This window comes from Sphingomonas sp. BAUL-RG-20F-R05-02, from assembly GCF_022662305.1.
Lineage (GTDB): Bacteria > Pseudomonadota > Alphaproteobacteria > Sphingomonadales > Sphingomonadaceae > Sphingomonas.
On the sequence record NZ_JAKNQH010000009.1, the window covers coordinates 98687 to 114734 of the forward strand.

A 16048-nucleotide genomic window follows, 5' to 3' on the forward strand; every position below is an offset into this window, starting at 1 on the left:
CGGCGGCGTTTCGTTGCAAGTTGCATCGCAGGGGTGCAGATTTGGATGTGTGTGGTGATGGAAAAGGTCAGAATCGAATGCATCTCCGGGACGTCCGCGGACCGACCGGTGCTCATGGGCTTCGCCAAGGCGCGCGAACTTCACCGCCTCAGCTACGCCGACGTCCTCGACGAGGACACCGGGCGCGGCTATCAGCGCCGCTTTAACGCGCAGCATAGCCTCGACTTCCGACGCTACATTCAGCGACCGAGGAGCTCGACCATCCCGCTGACGTTCAACCTACGGCCGGAGGCGGCCGAGTCGTGGTCGGTGATCCACTCAACGGACGGCCGTGTCGCGATCGAGATCGACGCACGCGCGGCGCGCGTGATGTCTCAGGTCGACTGCCAGCACCGGCTCGGCCACCTCGACGACCTCGACGTGACCCTTCCGTTCATGGCCTATGTCGGTCTCGACGCGCGCGAGGAGATGGAGATCTTCAGCGTCATTAACGGCAAGGCCAAGGGCCTCAGCGCGAGTCTCCTCGACTTCCACGACGGGCGGCTCGCTGCCGACCTCGCCGGCGACCGGCCAGAGCTATTCATCGCGCTTCACCTCAATAATGAGCCGAGCTCACCCTGGCACCGGCAACTCGACTTAGGCGGCGCCACTACCTCGGGCATGTCCCGTCGAGCGTCGTTGCGCACGCTGCAGAAGGCGGTAAAGCGGTTCCTGTCGCGTTCGCGCATCCTCCAGACGGAGTCCGTCGAAACCGCCGCACGGACGGTTCTCGACTACTGGACCGCGATCGCCGCCGTGCTCCACGACGCATGGATCAAGCCCCGTCGCCACCTCATCGCCAAGGGGATTGGCGTTTACGCGTTGATGGACGTCGCCGCCGACCTTTGGCTCGAGCGCCGCGAAGACACATCGGCCGACCTACGCTATTTCACGCAGAAGCTGACCGATTTCGCGACCGAGATCGACTGGACGTCGGGAGGCGACCTCGCAGGCCTGGGAGGCGAGTCCGGTGCTAAGGCCGCCGCCGCCCACATACGGTCGGTGCGCCGCCGCCTGACAGTGAAGGCCGTCGCCAATGGCTAACCGCAACATCCTGCTCATCGAGCCCGGCTACAAGAACAAATACCCGCCGCTAGGGCTGATGAAGCTCGCCCAGTACCACGGCGAGCACGGCAAGCGCGATCGCGTCAGGTTCATCAAGGGCGAGGACCGCAGCGTCATGGGCGAAGCGTGGGACCGGATCTACGTCACCACGCTGTTCTCCTTCGAGTACGTCAAGATCGCGGCGACCATCGACTTCGCGCTCGAGATCGCGAACGGTCACGCGGACAAAGTATTTGTCGGCGGCATCGCCGCCTCGCTCATGCATGAGCGCTTCCTCAACGAGCCCAAGTGGGCTGGTGTGCGCTTCATCAAGGGCTTGCTGACCGGACCGCCGGCGACCGCGCTCGAGCTCGACGACTTCTCCGAAGAACTCTATGCGGACGACCTGACAGGCACTCCGATCGAGGACCTGGTCCCCGACTACTCAATCCTCGACCAGATCGAATACCGCTACCCCGTTCGGGATGCCTACTTCGCCTATTGCTCGCGCGGCTGCATCAGGAAGTGCCACTTCTGCGGCGTGCCGAAGCTTGAAGGGGCGATGCGCGATACCGACTCCCTGACCGCGATCGTGCGGTCGATCGAGGAACGATACGGTCCCAAGAAAGACCTTATCCTCATGGACAACAACGTCGTCGCGTCGCCACGGTTCAAGGACATCATGGCAGAGATACGGGATCTTGGCTTTACGCCGGGCGCGAAACTCCACCGCCCGGGACGCCCGCCGGTGTTGCGGCGGGTCGACTTCAACCAAGGCGTTGACGCGCGCATCCTGTGCAAGGACCCGATGTACCTGCGAGAGCTAGCCTCGATCTGTCTTCGGCCGCTGCGCATCGCGTTCGATCATCTCGGCGTGCGCAAGCCTTACGAGCAGGCAGTTCGTTACGCCGCCGAGCATGGCCTGACCGAACTGTCAAACTACATGCTCTACAACTTCCACGACGGGCCCGAGGACCTGTTCGAGCGCATGCGCCTGAACGTCACGCTCAACGAGGAGCTGGGCATACGTGTGTGGTCCTTCCCGATGCGCTACCAGCCGACCGACCGTCCCGACCGCGGCCATGTCGGCGAGAAGTGGACGCGCTTCCAGCTGCGCTCGATGCAGATTATCCTGCAGGCCACCCACGGTATCGTCAGTGGAGAGCCGACGTTCTTTCGTCGCGCCTACGGCGACACGTTCGCCGACTATGCTGATATTCTGGCCATGCCACACGACCTCATCTTCAACCGCGACTGGTACGAGCACCACGACAGCAGCGGACTGCTCGACACATACAGAAACGAGTACCGCCGTCTCGACGGCTACGAGCGCCGGGAGCTGATGGAGCTGCTGTCGTCCGTCGACCCGCGCCTGTTCCCAACCCTACCAGCGCGCGCGACCACGCGCGCCGTGGCCGACATACTGCGCTTCTACGTACCGGTGCCCAAGGCCGATCTGTTCAAAATTTGGGATCGGCAGCGCGCGGCAACTCAGATCTCTCCATCCGACATCGGTGTGCCTGACGACGAGCGCGTCGAGGACGCCGGGCTCGACGCGGACGACGCAATCGTGGTCGATGAACCTCAAAGGGCCGCAGCATGAGCACAGCGCTACGCAAGACCACCCGACCGCCTGCGGGTGTGGCACCCCAGGTCGAGCAGATCGTAATCGGGAAGGACATCCTCGAGCTGGTCTCAAGCTCCATGTACGTCGACCCGATGACCGTCTACCGCGAGTATGTCCAGAACGCGGCCGACGCGATCGACTTGGCACGCGCCGGCGGGCTGATGGAAACCGACGAGCCCGGCATTGTTGCTATAGCGTTCGACACCCCCTCGCGCACCGTGCGCATTCGCGACAACGGGGCCGGCGTCCCATGGGACCGCTTCGTACGTACGCTTACTGGTCTCGGCGGAAGCGCCAAGCGCGGCACCCAAGCGCGCGGGTTTCGCGGCGTCGGCCGCCTCGCTGGCCTTGGCTACGCCCAAGAGTTGGTGTTCCGCTCGCGGGTGACCGGGGAGGACGAGATCTCGGAGCTGCGATGGGACTGTCGTCGCCTCAAGGCCCTGCTGCGCTCAACAGAGTTTTCGGGCGGCGTCGCGGACCTAATCACGCAAGTCGTGACGGTCGCGCAAATACCGGCCGGCGCCGAGCCGCAGCGGTTCTTTGAGGTCGAGCTGCGCGGGATCGTCCGGCTGAGGTCGGACCGGCTGATGACGCCCGCGGCCGTTGCCGAATACCTCTCGCAGGTCGCCCCTGTACCGTTCTCGCCCGAATTCAGCTTTGGAGCCGAGATCTCGTCCGCGATGCGGACCGCCATGCAGCCAGCGGACCTCCACATCCACGTGAACGGAAGCGAGACGCCGCTTTACCGGCCGCACCGCAACACGTTCGACGCGGGCGGAGGCCGGATGCTGGCGTACGAAGGCGTCGAGATCAGGCAAGTTCCCGATATGGATGGCGCGCCTGCCGCGCTCGCCTGGGTCCTTCACCACCCCTACGAGGGCGCGATTCCAGTCGTCAACCTCGTAAAGGGGCTGCGGCTGCGGTCGGGCGACGTGCAGGTCGGCGGCAGCGCCGTGCTCGAGGAACTGTTCGCCGAGCAGCGGTTCAATGCCTGGTCGGTCGGTGAAGTGCACGTTCTTGACCGCCGGATCGTGCCAAATGGCCGACGCGACGACTTCGAGCAGAACGCGCACTTGAATAACTTAATCAACCAGCTTGCGCCGCTCGGGCGTGAAATCTCACGACGGTGCCGTTCGAACTCAATTAGAAGGAATTGGGTGCGTCGGTTTCAGCTCGGCGAGGCCGCCGTGCAGGAGACCATCGATGCGCTGGCGCAGGGATCGATCGGCGCGGCCGAGCGCAACAGCGCTGCCGGTTCGGCGTCCATTACCATCGCCGAGCTGGACCGCATCGCCTCGATGCCTCTCCTTGCCGGAGAGGAGGGCGACGCACTCGCCAAAGCTGCAAAAGCGCTGCGCTCGGCCCTTGACGCGAACGCCGCACCGCGCGCCTCCGATGATTCACCGCTCGCCGCGCTGCCCCCGACAGAACGAGCGGGCTACGAGCGGATGTTTGAGCTCATCTACGAGTGCTCGGTCAACCGCGTGGCGGCGCGCAAACTGATCGACCGGATCACAGCGAAAGTGACGGCGGCGACCGACAACTAGGCTTGGCGGCGGCGATGACCAACTCCTCAATGCCGTCGGCGACCGCATTAGGTCGCCGCGCGAGCCGGACTACTTATAGAGTCCGCGTTCGCAGCAGCGACCGGCCTGAGCCAGAAGTACGTCTTAATGCTCGAGCGGGGCGTGCAGAACCTCAACCTCAGGTAAATCTCCCGGACCGCGGTCGCGTTCGGCATGACGATGTCGCAACTGCTGAAGGGATCGAGGCGGACCCCGCGACACGCGACATCAGGCCTTACAGGCGGCAGGCGACGGCTAGGACGCGTCGGGACTATCACTGGAGCTGCTGCAGGCATCGCATCCCCGGCCGGTGTCACCGGTCGGCAACATCTGCCGTATCGGGGTTCGCGGCACCGGCCTGATGGCGACCCCTACCGTCCTAAGGCGGACCACCTATCTCCGTCCCATGAGCAAGAGCGACCCGCTGCTGCCGTACAAGGGCAGCATCATCAAGGAGATGTATCTCCACACCGCGGACGAGAACTACGTCGTCGCGCGGTGGGCGCACGACAACCGGCTATACACCGACTTCTTCTGGAACTCAGTCCACGCGCTCGAGAAGTACATGAAGGCCATGCTCCTCTTCAACGGCCATCCGGTGAAGGGCCACAGCCACGGCCTGACCGGGCTCTACGCGGAAGTCGTGAAGGTCGCGGGCAAGCTGCTGCCGCCATTGCTTACGCGCCCCGCGAACCTCAACATCCACCACTGGGTGGACCTCAAGCCGGAGGAGTTCCTGGAGCGGCTCGATGGCAACGGCAACGCCGACAACCGCTACCTGACCTACGGCTACGCCCAGCACGCGTGGTACGTCCACATGGTCGACACCATGGTCTGGTCGATCCGCAGGCTGGCGCTTCCGCTGGACGACTCGATCGTGCCCCGCAGCCAGCTCGCCACCGCCCCCACTCACCGCGAGGTACTCGAGCGGCAGCCGACCTACTCGAACCACCTGTCGCTGCCGCTCGAGCAGATCATCGGCGGTGGCGACGGCGACGCCCGCCGCGCGCTGCTCAACAACAACTGCGCGTTCGCCCCGGACGACTTCGTACACGAGCCCCGGGCCTCGGGGACGGCGGGACGGAACCCGGTGCTGCTGCGAAGGATACTCCATCCGCTCCGAAGCGATCAGGCCGATGGCGCGCGCCACGGTTACGAGCTGGCCAGCTGGCTGCTATCGAGCACGAAGCAGTCGAAGCCCGTCCGCGAGGAGATCCAGGACGCGATGAGGGACGCACTGGCGAAGCACCCCGGCATCGACAAGCCGAAACCCTGACTGAGAAAGGGACGTCCGATGGGACGCCCGTCGGGGGATGCATCGCCACCGCGGTGGGACACGCGCAGCCGCGGCGGGCGGGACGTTAGCACTGTCGACGCCAACCATCTCCGTTAACCCCAGCATCCGCAGCGCCAGCGGATTGTACGAGCGAGATACGGACCGCGACGATCGGGCACCGCCCCTCTGGCGTGCCGACGCGTGTGCGACGACCCGGTCAGCGCGCTTGCGACAGGCTGGCTTCCCGACGGCGCTTGCGTCGCGTCGCCGGGCGGTGCCAGTAGTCGCCTGCCGCCCCTACCCCGGGGCACCGGAGCGGACCGACCCATGACCAAGTTCTTCGACGACCGTACAATGATCCCCGCAGGCAGCCTGCGCGGGCCCCGCGTCTACTCGACGGATCTGCTTCCCGAGCTGTTCGACCCGACCGACCCGGACGGCAGCGTGCTGACGGCCGCGCGCGCGCTCAAGGTCAAGATGCTGTCGCGCGGCCTGGTGACCCTCAACGGCGCCTACCTCGCGAGCCCAATGGGCGTGCTGCTGCTACGCGCCTACCCCGACCTACTCGACGGCCCCTCCATCCTGCCGGCCATCCTGTCCGACAAGGACGGACTCGGCGACCTCGTCAGCGGATCGACGGAATCCTATCAGGCGGTCGGCGTCTCGGAAGCGGAGCTCGCCACCCACATCGCGGAGGTCGAGGGCAGGATCCGCCAGGTAATGCCCTGGGAGGTCGCCGACGTGTCCGAGCGATACCGCGCCCGCCTGATCGAGGGACTGTCGAGCGGCACGTCGCTGATCCACCGCGAGCTGTCGGCGACCGGCGCCTACGACGCCGCCCGCCAGCAAGCGCTGCTGGAGGCGGTCGCCGCCCTGGACCTCGGACGGAGCGCCAATCTGCGCGAGCTGATCGCGGAGGACGTACCGGTCCCATTGCAGACGCTGCTCCAGCGCTACGCGACCGCCTGCTACCACGGCATAGGCACGGGCGTCGTCCAGTGCGAGACCGGTGCCGACCTGAGTCCCCTCTCGCGTTTCAAGGCGGCCGACATGATCCTCACTGACCGCGACGCCACGCCCGCCCGGCTGAGCGAGGAGACGATCTTCATCCGATACTTCATGGCCAGGGCGCTGGCGACGATCCAGGCGAGGTTCGCGTTCGAGACGGCGGTGATCGACGACATTCCCTTCGGGAGCGTGCACAGGCTCTCCGGGGCGTTGGCGGAGAGCGGCTTCCAGGACCGCTACGAGACAGTGCTCGAGGCGTTCTCCGCCGTGACGGCGATCGCCGATCCCGGGGAGGCGCTTGAGAATTTCGCCGACGCCTCGGTGGCCAGCGCCGCCGTCGAGCTGACGGCCATGTTCGAGAAGGCCATCGTCGACGAGATCCCGAACTACAGCACCCGCGAGCACCTGACGCAGCGGAAGGAGATGATCGCATCCGGATCCGACGTCCTGCTGGAGGGCGTCAACGCCACCCCGATCGGCAACTTCGTCGCGCTCGCGAAGACCATGCGCAGTGCGGCCAAGGCTCTGGGCGGCGGCGTGGAGACCATCCGGACGCGCAGCCACGACAAGGCGCTCGCCTCCGCAGACGAGCGTCGCCGAGAGGACGTCTACGAGATCGTCAAGGGTCTCGGGGTCTCGGGCCTCAAGAAGGCGTCGCTCCTCGAGGGCATAGCCGCGATGACGGAAATCCAGGGCGTCGCCACGAGGCGCGCCTAGCTCAGTCGGCCAGACGGGCCCTCACCGAGGCGGGCGCCACCGCCTCGAGCCCGCGGCGGCTCGTGACCCAGAGCACGAAGGCGTCGCGGTAGCTGGAGGTGCGGCCGGTCCGCCGGTCCGCGCCTTCGACGGCATCGCCCACGCCGAGCGGCGCCTGGCCGGTCGACCGCTCGAACTCGCGGCGGAGCCGCGGCGTGCGCCACGCGTCGTCGATCGCGACCGTCCAACCGGTACCGCCAGCGCCCGCTCGTTCCGAAGGTGAGCTCATGTACAACTCCACGTTCCCGATTTGATCTCTCGACGCACCATTGTCAAGGGCAGGCCGCCTCAACGCGCCAATCTCACCGACTGCGATCTGACCGGAACGTCCGACGCCGACCAACGGGCCATCCGGGCGCGCCCGCCGTCGTCGAGGACGTACAGCCCCAGGTCGAAGCCCACAGCCTCGCCATCGGCGACCGGAACGTCGCACGAGTACGAGACGGAAAGCCTGACGGGGGCGCCGAGCTCCGTCCACTGGTCCTGCGCCGGAATGGCGTTAGCTACCGACGCTGAGCACGCCGAGGACGGCCGCCTACGTCAGGTTCTCGCCCGAAAGCGATTCTTTCGCTTTCCGCCAGCGATCCGGCATTTTCGGCCGCCGCCGACTGCTGAATGAACGGCGACTATCGGCTTCGCGGCGCTCCAGACCGGACGTGCGGCAATCCACCCGTTTTACGAATAAGCGGACGGTTTTTTGGGTCGCTGCCATCGCCTCAAACCAGCACCCTTTGGGCCGCCGCGCGCTCCTCATGCTCGAACGCCTCGGCAAAGCTGTCCAGATCGGTATTGGTCATACCGAGCGCACGTCCCTCTTCCTGCCACCCCGCGACGGCCTGCTCGACCTGCGCGAGCATCTCCTGCGCGCGCAGCAGGGTAATGCGAAAGTACGGCAGCACCGACATCAGGGCATCGATGGTTGCCTCTGGTCCAACCTCTTCCGAGACCCAGGTCTTTAACTCGCGCAGTCGCTCGGGGAACGGGTTGATGTCGAAGGCTGGCGCCAGCCGCCACAGGCCACGATCGACGTGCAGGAAGCCGTGGTTCATTAGATGATCGTCGACATTCGTAATCAGGATCGAAAAGGCGATCCTGCGCCATAGCTCCTCGATGTCGGCGGTCGGAGCGCTCCCGTTCACACGAAGCGCATCGACGATCTCGGTATAGGCATGCTCCTGCGCGTCGCCAGGCTCCGCCCCGATCATCGTCGCGGCCGAGACGTACATGAGCCGCCCGCCCCCCGCGGGGCGATCGAACCGACGGATCAGCGCGATCGAGTCGCCATCGCTGTCGATCAGCCGGGCGTCGGCGGCGTCGATCCCGGCGCGACGGGCTAGCCGCATCGCCAGCACCTCCCCTCGCGTAACCGAGCGCTCGTCGGCGACGCTTGGAAACTTGCCGATCGACAAGCGCCCCTCGTCATCGACGACGGTGCATTTGGGGCGCAGGCCGCCAAGCGATGTGCCGCGACCGCGCAAATAGGCGAGATCGGCTGCGGTCTCGGTATTGGTCTCAACCGCGCGACTGGCGGCCAGGAGGTGACCCAACTCGATGAGGGGCGGCGTGGTGCGGCGACCATCCTCGGTCGCGCGCTGAGCAGTCCCTTGTTCGTCGACGAGACGCAGCGCCCCCACCCGGCTGACATCGTCCACCGCCAACAGATAATCGAGGCCATTCAGCGCTCGAGCATCGACCTCCTCACCGCGGCGGCGGGCATCCTGCCGCCGCTTGGCATGGTCGCGCTGAATGACGCGCTTGCCCCAGCCGTCTGGCTCGGTGTCCGCGATCGCGGCATGGAAAACAGAACCGGTGCCCACCTTGCGGTGGAATTGTGGGCCGGCAACGAGCGGCAGCGCGGGCTCGAGAGCGAAGCGGTCGGGATCGGCGAGCCAGCCGGCATCATATTCGAAGCCTGCGCTCTCCCGGCTCCCCTGCTGATTGTAATGCAGCAATCCCACGCCGCGGGCTTCGTCGCCGATCTGAATGCCAATCGTCCGCCTCACAGCGAAACCGGCGGTTTGGGCCTGCGGACGCGCTGCGGCATGCGCTCCACGTCGAGCAACAGACCCTGCTCGTCGTTCCTGGCGTCGAGGATGTCTCCGAGGCTTTCGCCGAACCCCAGAACGAAGAACGTCATGGCGTACGTGCCCAGCGCGACCGTCGGATCGCCTTTCTCCAGCTTGAGGTATGTGCTCTTGGCCACACCGATGCGTTCGGCCATCATGACCACTGTGAGGCTGCGCTTCTTGCGCGCCAGCGCGATATCGGCGCCCAGCTTCGTCAAGCTGCGCCTCACGCGCGGCGGAAGAGTATCAGCAACAGTCGATCGCATCTAGCGTCTCATATAAGCGCCCATCAGGCTAATACGGTACGTTATACACGACCTTACGTTGCCAGTCGAGATAGCCGGTTCGAGACGCGTTGCCCGGGTTCGACAGGCGCGGATGCAACTGACTGCTCGGGCGGCATCGACAGAACCGGTAATCTCACACAGAGCGTCGGCCGTGGCGGGTTGTTCTTCAGGTCGCCGGCATCGCGGGGCGTGGCACGTGCAAGTCGCATGGCGCGGCGCTATGTCTTTGGTCTACCGATCGGACCGAGCAACCTTCATGAGGCAGAATGAAAGCCCTAGACGCCCTGAAGGCTGCACCCCCTGAGGTGCGCGCCGCCGCGCTTGCCGTTCTCGATCAGGTGTCGGCGCCATTGACCGAGAGACAACTCGCGAGCGCCTTTCGCGCCCATGGCATCGGGCTACTCGATGCCAAACGCCTGGCACGAGCCTTGCGCAAGCTCGATATCATCGCGGTCGCCCCTCGCGGCCCTTGAAGCTCGCGCATTGTGGGCTTCGGACTGGCACGGACGCGCCCTGTCGGGCTATATTCGAAATCGCGCCCAGAACCACACGCGAGAAGGTAGACGATCATGACCGAAGCGACCTGGGGTGAAAGCGCGAAGACACCCGAGATCAACTGGCGGATGAGCGCCTCGCTCGAAACGTCCCGCGCGGCGATAGCGACGTGGCCGAAGTCACCAACCTCGAACGGGCAGTTCGCGATTGGCAGAAACTGGACCCCGAGCATCAAGCCGCGGCCGTCTTGACGGTAGAGCATCCCGTCCAGATCGAGGGCGCCTCCAGCACGACCTTTACCGGTGAGGGTATCGCAGCACTGGCGGAGCACCTGCCGGCTTCCAGCACACCAGAGGAGTAAGGCGGCATGGCCAATCCCAGCGTCCGTTTCGAGATGGGGGACTATTACTGGGTTGCCGAACGCGAGAGCGTCGGGTTCACGGGTGCCACTAACTTAGGAGTCGTCGAGTTCCTCATCACCAGCGAGGCTTTGACGCAGCTCCTCGATCCCGATCGCGATACGCTCGACTCCGAAACTGCCCTCGAGGTCTTCATCGAGTTCGAGAGCGACATTCACCGCATAGCACAGCGCGAGTTCGTCAAGCGGCTCGGCGGGGAGCCCCCGATCCTGCTGACTGCGGCCGACGTAGAAAGCTGAAGCCGTGGCGGAAGGAAGCGCCATCCGGATCGATCCATGCCATCCGACGGGCACCATCCCCGAGGTGCCTCAGCTGAGGATGCGGGCGGCACGCTTTCTCACTGATCCAGCACTTCCTCATATCGGCCTGCGCGGCGCAGCTGACGGACAATGCCGTTGAACGCGGCGGTCACCCCCTGCGCCCTGCCAATCTCATTTTCCTGGCGCGCCGCATCCCAATAAAGCTCGAGCGGCCAACGCTCCGGGCAATGCGGTAGCAGGCACCGAAGCGCCAAGCGAACCTCCACGCCGTCCACGCGCGTGTCCGAGCAGCGGGCGACGCCGCTCCGCAGGATATGGACCGATAGCGCGATGACGACGCGCTGGTGGCGAGCAAGCTTTGCCATCGCTCAACGAAAGTCATGCGATTTGAAGCGTACGGCGTCCTCGGGATCCATGCCCTCAGCGTGCGGCGGCCAGTAGCAGTTGCGCGGCTCCGGCTTCCAACCCGCGTCACCGCGGTCAGGCGATCCGGCATGCTTGGCCCCATCGCCGCGGCCGGTCCGATGGGGGAACGACATCTCGCCCACTCGGTGCAGCAGGTCACCATGGTCGATGATCCGGTCGCAGATGACGTGGATCACCTCGCCCTCTTTCTGCACCCGGCCCTTCATGCCGATCATCGACGCGGACATGATCGTGCGGCGTAGCCGCTCGAACCGATCCGGCCACAGGATGCCGTTGGCGATCCCCGTTTCGTCCTCGATCGTGATGAACAACACGCCCTTGGCCGAGCCGGGCTTCTGGCGGACCAGGATGATGCCGGCGACCTCGACGTGCCGGCCATCCCGAATGTTCGCGAGTTCAGCGCATTCGGTTACGCCACGCCTGGCCAGCTCACCCCGAACGAACGTCAGAGGATGCGCCCGCAGCGAGAGCTGCAGCGAACGGTAATCCTCGATCACTTCGCGACCATCCGTCAGCGGTCGTAGGTCGACCGACGGTTCGATTCCTTCGGCGCTAATCGTCTCCGCAGCGCGGTCCGCAGCCGCGAACAGCGGCAGCGGTGCCTCGCCAAGGCCCCTCACCTTCCACAGGCCCTGCCGCCGGTCGGCGCCGAATGCGTGAAACGCATCGGCATCCGCCAGCTTCTCGATCGCGGCGCGCTGGACGCCGGATCGACGCCACACGTCCTCGATCGAATCGAAAAATGTCGTGCTGCGCGCTCCTACGATCGCGGCCCCGTCGGCGTTCGACAGCCCGCGCACCTGGCGAAGCCCGAGCCGAACCGCGAGGTAGCGGCCGCCTGTCGGCTCCAACGTGCAGTCCCACCGGCTCGCGTTAATGCACGGGGGCCGGACCTGGACATCGTGCGCCTGAGCGTCGCGCACGATCTGCGCGGGCGCATAAAATCCCATCGGCTGCGCGTTCATGAGCGAAGCACAGAAGACGTCGGGATGGTGATGCTTCATCCAGCTCGATGCGTACGAGATCTTCGCAAAGCTCGCCGCGTGGCTTTCCGGAAACCCATAAGAGCCGAAGCCCTCGAGTTGGCGGAAGGTGCGTTCGGCGAAGTCGCGGGGATAACCGCGGGAAACCATACCCTCGACCAGCTTCGCCGAGAAATGCGAGACGCCGCCGGTGACCTTGAAGGTCGCCATGGCGCGGCGCAGCTGATCCGCTTCGGCCGGGGTAAAGCCCGCGCCGACTATCGCGACCTTCATCGCCTGTTCCTGGAACAACGGCACGCCGAGCGTCTTTTCCAGCACCGCGCGGAGCTCCGGCCGGGGATATTCGGGCTTCTCCAGCCCCTCGCGCCGACGCAGATAGGGATGAACCATGTCGCCTTGGATCGGCCCCGGTCGGACGATCGCGACCTGGATCACGAGATCGTAGAACCGGCGCGGCTTCATCCGGGGCAGCATCGACATCTGCGCGCGGCTCTCGATCTGGAAGGTGCCGAGCGTGTCGGCCTTCTGGATCATCGCGTACACGGCCGGATCGTCGTCCTGGAGGTCGGCCAGGCCGATGCGGATGCCCTTATCCTGCTCGAGCATGTTGAAGGCACGGTTCATGCAGCCGAGCATGCCGAGGCCGAGCACATCGACCTTCATGAACTTCAGCGCATCGATGTCGTCCTTGTCCCACTCGATGATCTGGCGATCTTCCATCGCGGCGGGCTCGATCGGCACGAGATCGTCCAGCCGATCATGCGTCAGGACAAACCCGCCCGGGTGCTGGCTCATGTGGCGGGGCACGCCGATCAGCTTGCGGGCGAGTTCCAGGGTGAGGCGCAGTCGGCGATCGCCGATATCGAGGTTCAGCTCCTGGACCTGTTTCTCGCCCACGCCTTCGGCGGACCACCCCCATACCAGCCCCGCCAGCGAGGACGTGAGGTCTTCGGGCAACCCCAACGCCTTGCCGACATCGCGCACCGCACCGCGCGCGCGGTAGCGCTGAACGACCGCGGTCAGCGCGGATCGATCACGCCCATAGGTTTCGTAGATCCACTGGATGATCTCTTCTCGACGTTCATGTTCGAAGTCGACGTCGATGTCGGGTGGTTCGCGCCGTTCCCCCGACACGAAGCGCTCGAAGAGAAGCTCGTGCTTGATCGGATCGATCGAGGTCACCCCCAGCACGAAGCACACGCACGAGTTCGCGGCCGAGCCACGCCCTTGGCACAGGATGCCGCGGCGGCGTGCTTCGCGCACGATCGCATAGACGGTGAGGAAATAGGGCGCGTAACCGAGCTCGCCGATCAACCGCATCTCGTGGCCGATCTGGTCGGTATAGGCGGCCGGGACCTTGCCATCGAACATCCGCTCGACCGCCTCGGTCGCGAGCTTCTGCAGCGCGTCCTGCGCACTCAGGCCATCGATCAGCCGCTCGTGGGGATATTGATAGGCCAGCTCACCAAGATCGAAGGTGCAAGCCCGGGCGATATCGACGCTGGCGCGGAGCGCGTCGGGATAATCACGAAAGCGCCGGACCATTTCCTCCGGTGATTTGAGCGCGCGATCGGCGTTGATCTCACGGCGGTAGCCGAGCTCATCAACGGTGCACTTCTCGCGCACGGCCGTAACCACGTCCTGCAGAAGGCGGGCTTCGGGCGCATGGTAGAGGACGTCACCGGTTGCGACCGCGCGGACGCCAGCGCCGCCAGCCTGCCTAGCCAGCGCATCGATACGGACGGCGTCGTCCGGCCGCCGGCGCTGGAACAGCGCCATGTACCCGCGTCGGCCGTAAACCGTCTTCAGGTCGGCAAGTGCCACAAGGTTCGCCTGATCCGCCTCGTCCGGTAGCAGGATAGCGATGATTCCCTCCGACCATGGCTCAAGGTCGTGCCAGTGCAGCAGGCAGCCCCCCTTCCCCGCCCGCTTCTTCCCGACGGTCAGGAGCCGCGTGATCCGTGACCAGGCGGGGCGATCGGTCGGATAGAGGATCAGGCGGCGCCCGCAGGAGAGATCGACACGCGTACCCGCGATCGAGCAGACGCCGGTCGCCTTTTGCGCCTCCCAGGCGCGCACGACGCCCGCCACCGTACCGATGTCGCTGATCCCGATCGCGGGATACCCGAGCAGTGCCGCCGCCGCGAACAGCTCGTCGGGGCTCGACGCGCCGCGCAGCAGCGAGAAATGGGTGAGCACCTGAAGCTCGACATAGGGCGCGCTCATGCGAACACGCCGTGGATCCACCAGCTGAGATCGCCGGTATCATCATGTGTGCCGTCGCCGCGCCGGAATACCCAGAAACGGCCGCCTGCCTCATCCTCGACGCGGTAATAGTCCCGTACCGCCCAAGTCTCGGCGTCGCGGCGCCACCATTCGCCGTGGATCCGCTCGGGGCCATCGCCGGCGACGACCTTGTGCGCTTCGCCACGCCACTCGAAGCGCCGCGGCGGTTGGTCGGGCAGCAGCGCAATGACGCCCCATAAGGGCTCTGGCCTGGCGAAGAGCCGAACCGGCCGCCGCCATGTCGGCCACCCTGCCGGCATTTCGACCGGGTCGGCGCGCGCGACCGCGCGCTCGGGTACATGGCTCGGGATCGGCGCGATCCGATAGACTGCATTCGGGCCGATGCGGCCGGCGACGACATCGACGAGGCGCGCGGGGTCGCGCACCAGAACCTCGCCAGCTAGCACTGCGCCCTGGTCCACTGCGTCGAGCGGCTCGGTATGCGGCGCCACAAGCAGGAACTGCTCAAGCCCCAGTCCGGGATCGATGCGCTCGATCCTGAGCTTCATGAGGCGCAAGAGATGGGAGACGTCGCGTGTCGGCCGCGATGTACCGACCGCCACGACCTGTTCGGTCCCATCGACGCACAGTCCCGACAGGCGGAGCGATCGCGCACCGAGCCCGCTCGCCTGCAGCACCTCGGCCAAATCGCCGAGCAAATCCTCCATCACCTGTGCGATCGCCTCGGCCGTGCCGATCGGCTCGAGCAGGCGGCGCTCGACGGCTGGAACGGTGACATCTTCGCGCGGCGTTATCGGCTCCGCCACGCCGCCGAGCGCCTGATCGAGCCGGATGATCGCGGGCAGGCCCAGCCGCCGCGCGAGCGGGCCGCGCGCGACCGGCAAAAGGTCTGCGATGGTTTCGAAGCCGAACCGCTTGGCCGCGCTGAGCGCCGTGCCGGTCAGCCGCAAGGCGGCGATCGGAAGCGGCGATATCGCTTGGACCGTACCACCGGCCGGCACGATCGTCAGATCTTCCCGGCCGTACCTTGCAAGCGCGTGCGCAGCGCCCGGCGTGTCGGCGACCGCGATGCGCGCCGTGAATCCGGCGCGCTGGCAGAAGGCGCGCAGGCGTCGGCAAAAGCGCTCTTCTCCCCCGTAGAGGTGATCGCAGCCGGCGAGGTCAATCCACAGGCCATCGGTCGGCGCCGCGGCCGCAATGGGCGACCAACGCCGAACGGCAAGCAGCGCGAGACGGTCGAGTAGGACCGCGTCCGCCTCTGGCTGGGCGGGCCGGAAGTCGAGATCGGACACCAGAGCGCGGGCATGGGTAGCGGCCATTCCGACATGGATACCGAGCGAGGCCGCCGCAGCGCACGCCGCCACGACTTCCTCACGCCGCCCGACCTTGCCGACAAGCGCCAGCGGAGCATGAGCGGTTGCGGGCCGTGTCTCGATCATGGCCGGTCGCGTAACCGCCGCGGCCTTGTACGGATGGCTCGCGGCTTCCGATCGCCGCCCGAGTTCGCGCATGGGCGGCCTCGCATGCGAGGGGAGCGCCGCGATATGCCC

General features: G+C 66.0%; 14 protein-coding genes. 8 read left to right on the forward strand and 6 right to left on the reverse strand.

The window, feature by feature from the left end; all coding sequences use genetic code 11:
- The first annotated feature begins 57 nt into the window (after positions 1 to 57).
- From L8F97_RS17140 to L8F97_RS17160, 5 genes are all read left to right on the forward strand, one after another.
- Positions 58 to 1083, forward strand: a complete 1026-nt coding sequence (locus L8F97_RS17140; RefSeq protein ID WP_242153062.1) for a DGQHR domain-containing protein — start codon at positions 58 to 60, stop codon at positions 1081 to 1083.
- Entirely contained in the window at positions 1076 to 2686 is a 1611-nt protein-coding gene (locus tag L8F97_RS17145) for a radical SAM protein (RefSeq protein ID WP_242152987.1), read from the forward strand. The genes L8F97_RS17140 and L8F97_RS17145 overlap by 8 nt, the downstream gene beginning before the upstream one ends.
- On the forward strand, positions 2683 to 4257 hold the full coding sequence (locus L8F97_RS17150) for an ATP-binding protein (protein WP_242152990.1): 1575 nt from the start codon (positions 2683 to 2685) through the stop codon (positions 4255 to 4257). Before L8F97_RS17145 ends, L8F97_RS17150 begins: the two co-directional genes overlap by 4 nt.
- 424 nt (positions 4258 to 4681) lie before the next feature.
- Positions 4682 to 5551, forward strand: coding sequence for a hypothetical protein (locus L8F97_RS17155; protein ID WP_242152993.1), 870 nt, complete (start codon positions 4682 to 4684; stop codon positions 5549 to 5551).
- Positions 5552 to 5878: 327 nt separating this feature from the next.
- The gene (locus L8F97_RS17160; RefSeq protein WP_242152996.1) at positions 5879 to 7276 is read left to right on the forward strand and encodes a hypothetical protein; all 1398 of its coding nucleotides are present in this window, start codon (positions 5879 to 5881) and stop codon (positions 7274 to 7276) included.
- A 1-nt stretch (position 7277) separates the two neighbouring features.
- Here the strand turns inward: L8F97_RS17160 and L8F97_RS17165 are convergent, their stop codons facing one another.
- The 3 genes from L8F97_RS17165 to L8F97_RS17175 all read right to left on the reverse strand — a co-directional run bounded on the left by L8F97_RS17165 (position 7278) and on the right by L8F97_RS17175 (position 9599).
- Positions 7278 to 7544, reverse strand: a complete 267-nt coding sequence (locus L8F97_RS17165) for a hypothetical protein (RefSeq protein WP_242152999.1) — start codon at positions 7542 to 7544, stop codon at positions 7278 to 7280.
- Positions 7545 to 8031: 487 nt separating this feature from the next.
- Positions 8032 to 9318 carry a type II toxin-antitoxin system HipA family toxin gene (locus tag L8F97_RS17170; protein WP_242153002.1) on the reverse strand — a complete coding sequence of 429 codons (1287 nt, stop codon included), beginning with the start codon at positions 9316 to 9318 and terminating at the stop codon, positions 8032 to 8034.
- Positions 9315 to 9599: a helix-turn-helix domain-containing protein gene (locus L8F97_RS17175; protein WP_198527092.1), complete on the reverse strand. Its 285-nt coding sequence runs from the start codon at positions 9597 to 9599 to the stop codon at positions 9315 to 9317. Before L8F97_RS17175 ends, L8F97_RS17170 begins: the two co-directional genes overlap by 4 nt.
- Positions 9600 to 9934: 335 nt before the next feature.
- Between L8F97_RS17175 and L8F97_RS17180 the strand changes: the two genes are divergently transcribed.
- The 3 genes from L8F97_RS17180 to L8F97_RS17190 all read left to right on the forward strand — a co-directional run bounded on the left by L8F97_RS17180 (position 9935) and on the right by L8F97_RS17190 (position 10821).
- Entirely contained in the window at positions 9935 to 10141 is a 207-nt protein-coding gene (locus L8F97_RS17180; protein ID WP_037533394.1) for a hypothetical protein, read from the forward strand.
- Between the two features lie 191 nt (positions 10142 to 10332).
- A complete protein-coding gene (locus L8F97_RS17185; protein ID WP_242153005.1) occupies positions 10333 to 10524 on the forward strand; it encodes a hypothetical protein in 192 nt (63 codons plus the stop codon).
- A gap of 6 nt (positions 10525 to 10530) precedes the next feature.
- A complete protein-coding gene (locus tag L8F97_RS17190) occupies positions 10531 to 10821 on the forward strand; it encodes a DUF1488 family protein (protein WP_242153008.1) in 291 nt (96 codons plus the stop codon).
- A gap of 98 nt (positions 10822 to 10919) precedes the next feature.
- Here the strand turns inward: L8F97_RS17190 and L8F97_RS17195 are convergent, their stop codons facing one another.
- Genes L8F97_RS17195 through L8F97_RS17205 form a run of 3 tightly spaced genes read right to left on the reverse strand, consistent with a single transcriptional unit; the run spans position 10920 to position 15937 of the window.
- On the reverse strand, positions 10920 to 11207 hold the full coding sequence (locus L8F97_RS17195; protein WP_037533385.1) for a hypothetical protein: 288 nt from the start codon (positions 11205 to 11207) through the stop codon (positions 10920 to 10922).
- Between the two features lie 3 nt (positions 11208 to 11210).
- On the reverse strand, positions 11211 to 14477 hold the full coding sequence (locus tag L8F97_RS17200) for an error-prone DNA polymerase (protein WP_242153010.1): 3267 nt from the start codon (positions 14475 to 14477) through the stop codon (positions 11211 to 11213).
- Entirely contained in the window at positions 14474 to 15937 is a 1464-nt protein-coding gene (locus L8F97_RS17205; protein ID WP_242153014.1) for a Y-family DNA polymerase, read from the reverse strand. The genes L8F97_RS17200 and L8F97_RS17205 overlap by 4 nt, the downstream gene beginning before the upstream one ends.
- Positions 15938 to 16048 lie beyond the last annotated feature (111 nt).

Coding starts and splice junctions, on each gene's coding strand:
- L8F97_RS17195 (WP_037533385.1), bottom strand. CDS start 11,207: ATGGCAAAGCTTGCTCGCCACCAGCGCGTCGTCATCGCGCTATCGGTC.
- L8F97_RS17140 (WP_242153062.1), top strand. CDS start 58: ATGGAAAAGGTCAGAATCGAATGCATCTCCGGGACGTCCGCGGACCGA.
- L8F97_RS17180 (WP_037533394.1), top strand. CDS start 9,935: ATGAAAGCCCTAGACGCCCTGAAGGCTGCACCCCCTGAGGTGCGCGCC.
- L8F97_RS17200 (WP_242153010.1), bottom strand. CDS start 14,477: ATGAGCGCGCCCTATGTCGAGCTTCAGGTGCTCACCCATTTCTCGCTG.
- L8F97_RS17190 (WP_242153008.1), top strand. CDS start 10,531: ATGGCCAATCCCAGCGTCCGTTTCGAGATGGGGGACTATTACTGGGTT.
- L8F97_RS17205 (WP_242153014.1), bottom strand. CDS start 15,937: ATGATCGAGACACGGCCCGCAACCGCTCATGCTCCGCTGGCGCTTGTC.
- L8F97_RS17165 (WP_242152999.1), bottom strand. CDS start 7,544: ATGAGCTCACCTTCGGAACGAGCGGGCGCTGGCGGTACCGGTTGGACG.
- L8F97_RS17160 (WP_242152996.1), top strand. CDS start 5,879: ATGACCAAGTTCTTCGACGACCGTACAATGATCCCCGCAGGCAGCCTG.
- L8F97_RS17145 (WP_242152987.1), top strand. CDS start 1,076: ATGGCTAACCGCAACATCCTGCTCATCGAGCCCGGCTACAAGAACAAA.
- L8F97_RS17150 (WP_242152990.1), top strand. CDS start 2,683: ATGAGCACAGCGCTACGCAAGACCACCCGACCGCCTGCGGGTGTGGCA.
- L8F97_RS17155 (WP_242152993.1), top strand. CDS start 4,682: ATGAGCAAGAGCGACCCGCTGCTGCCGTACAAGGGCAGCATCATCAAG.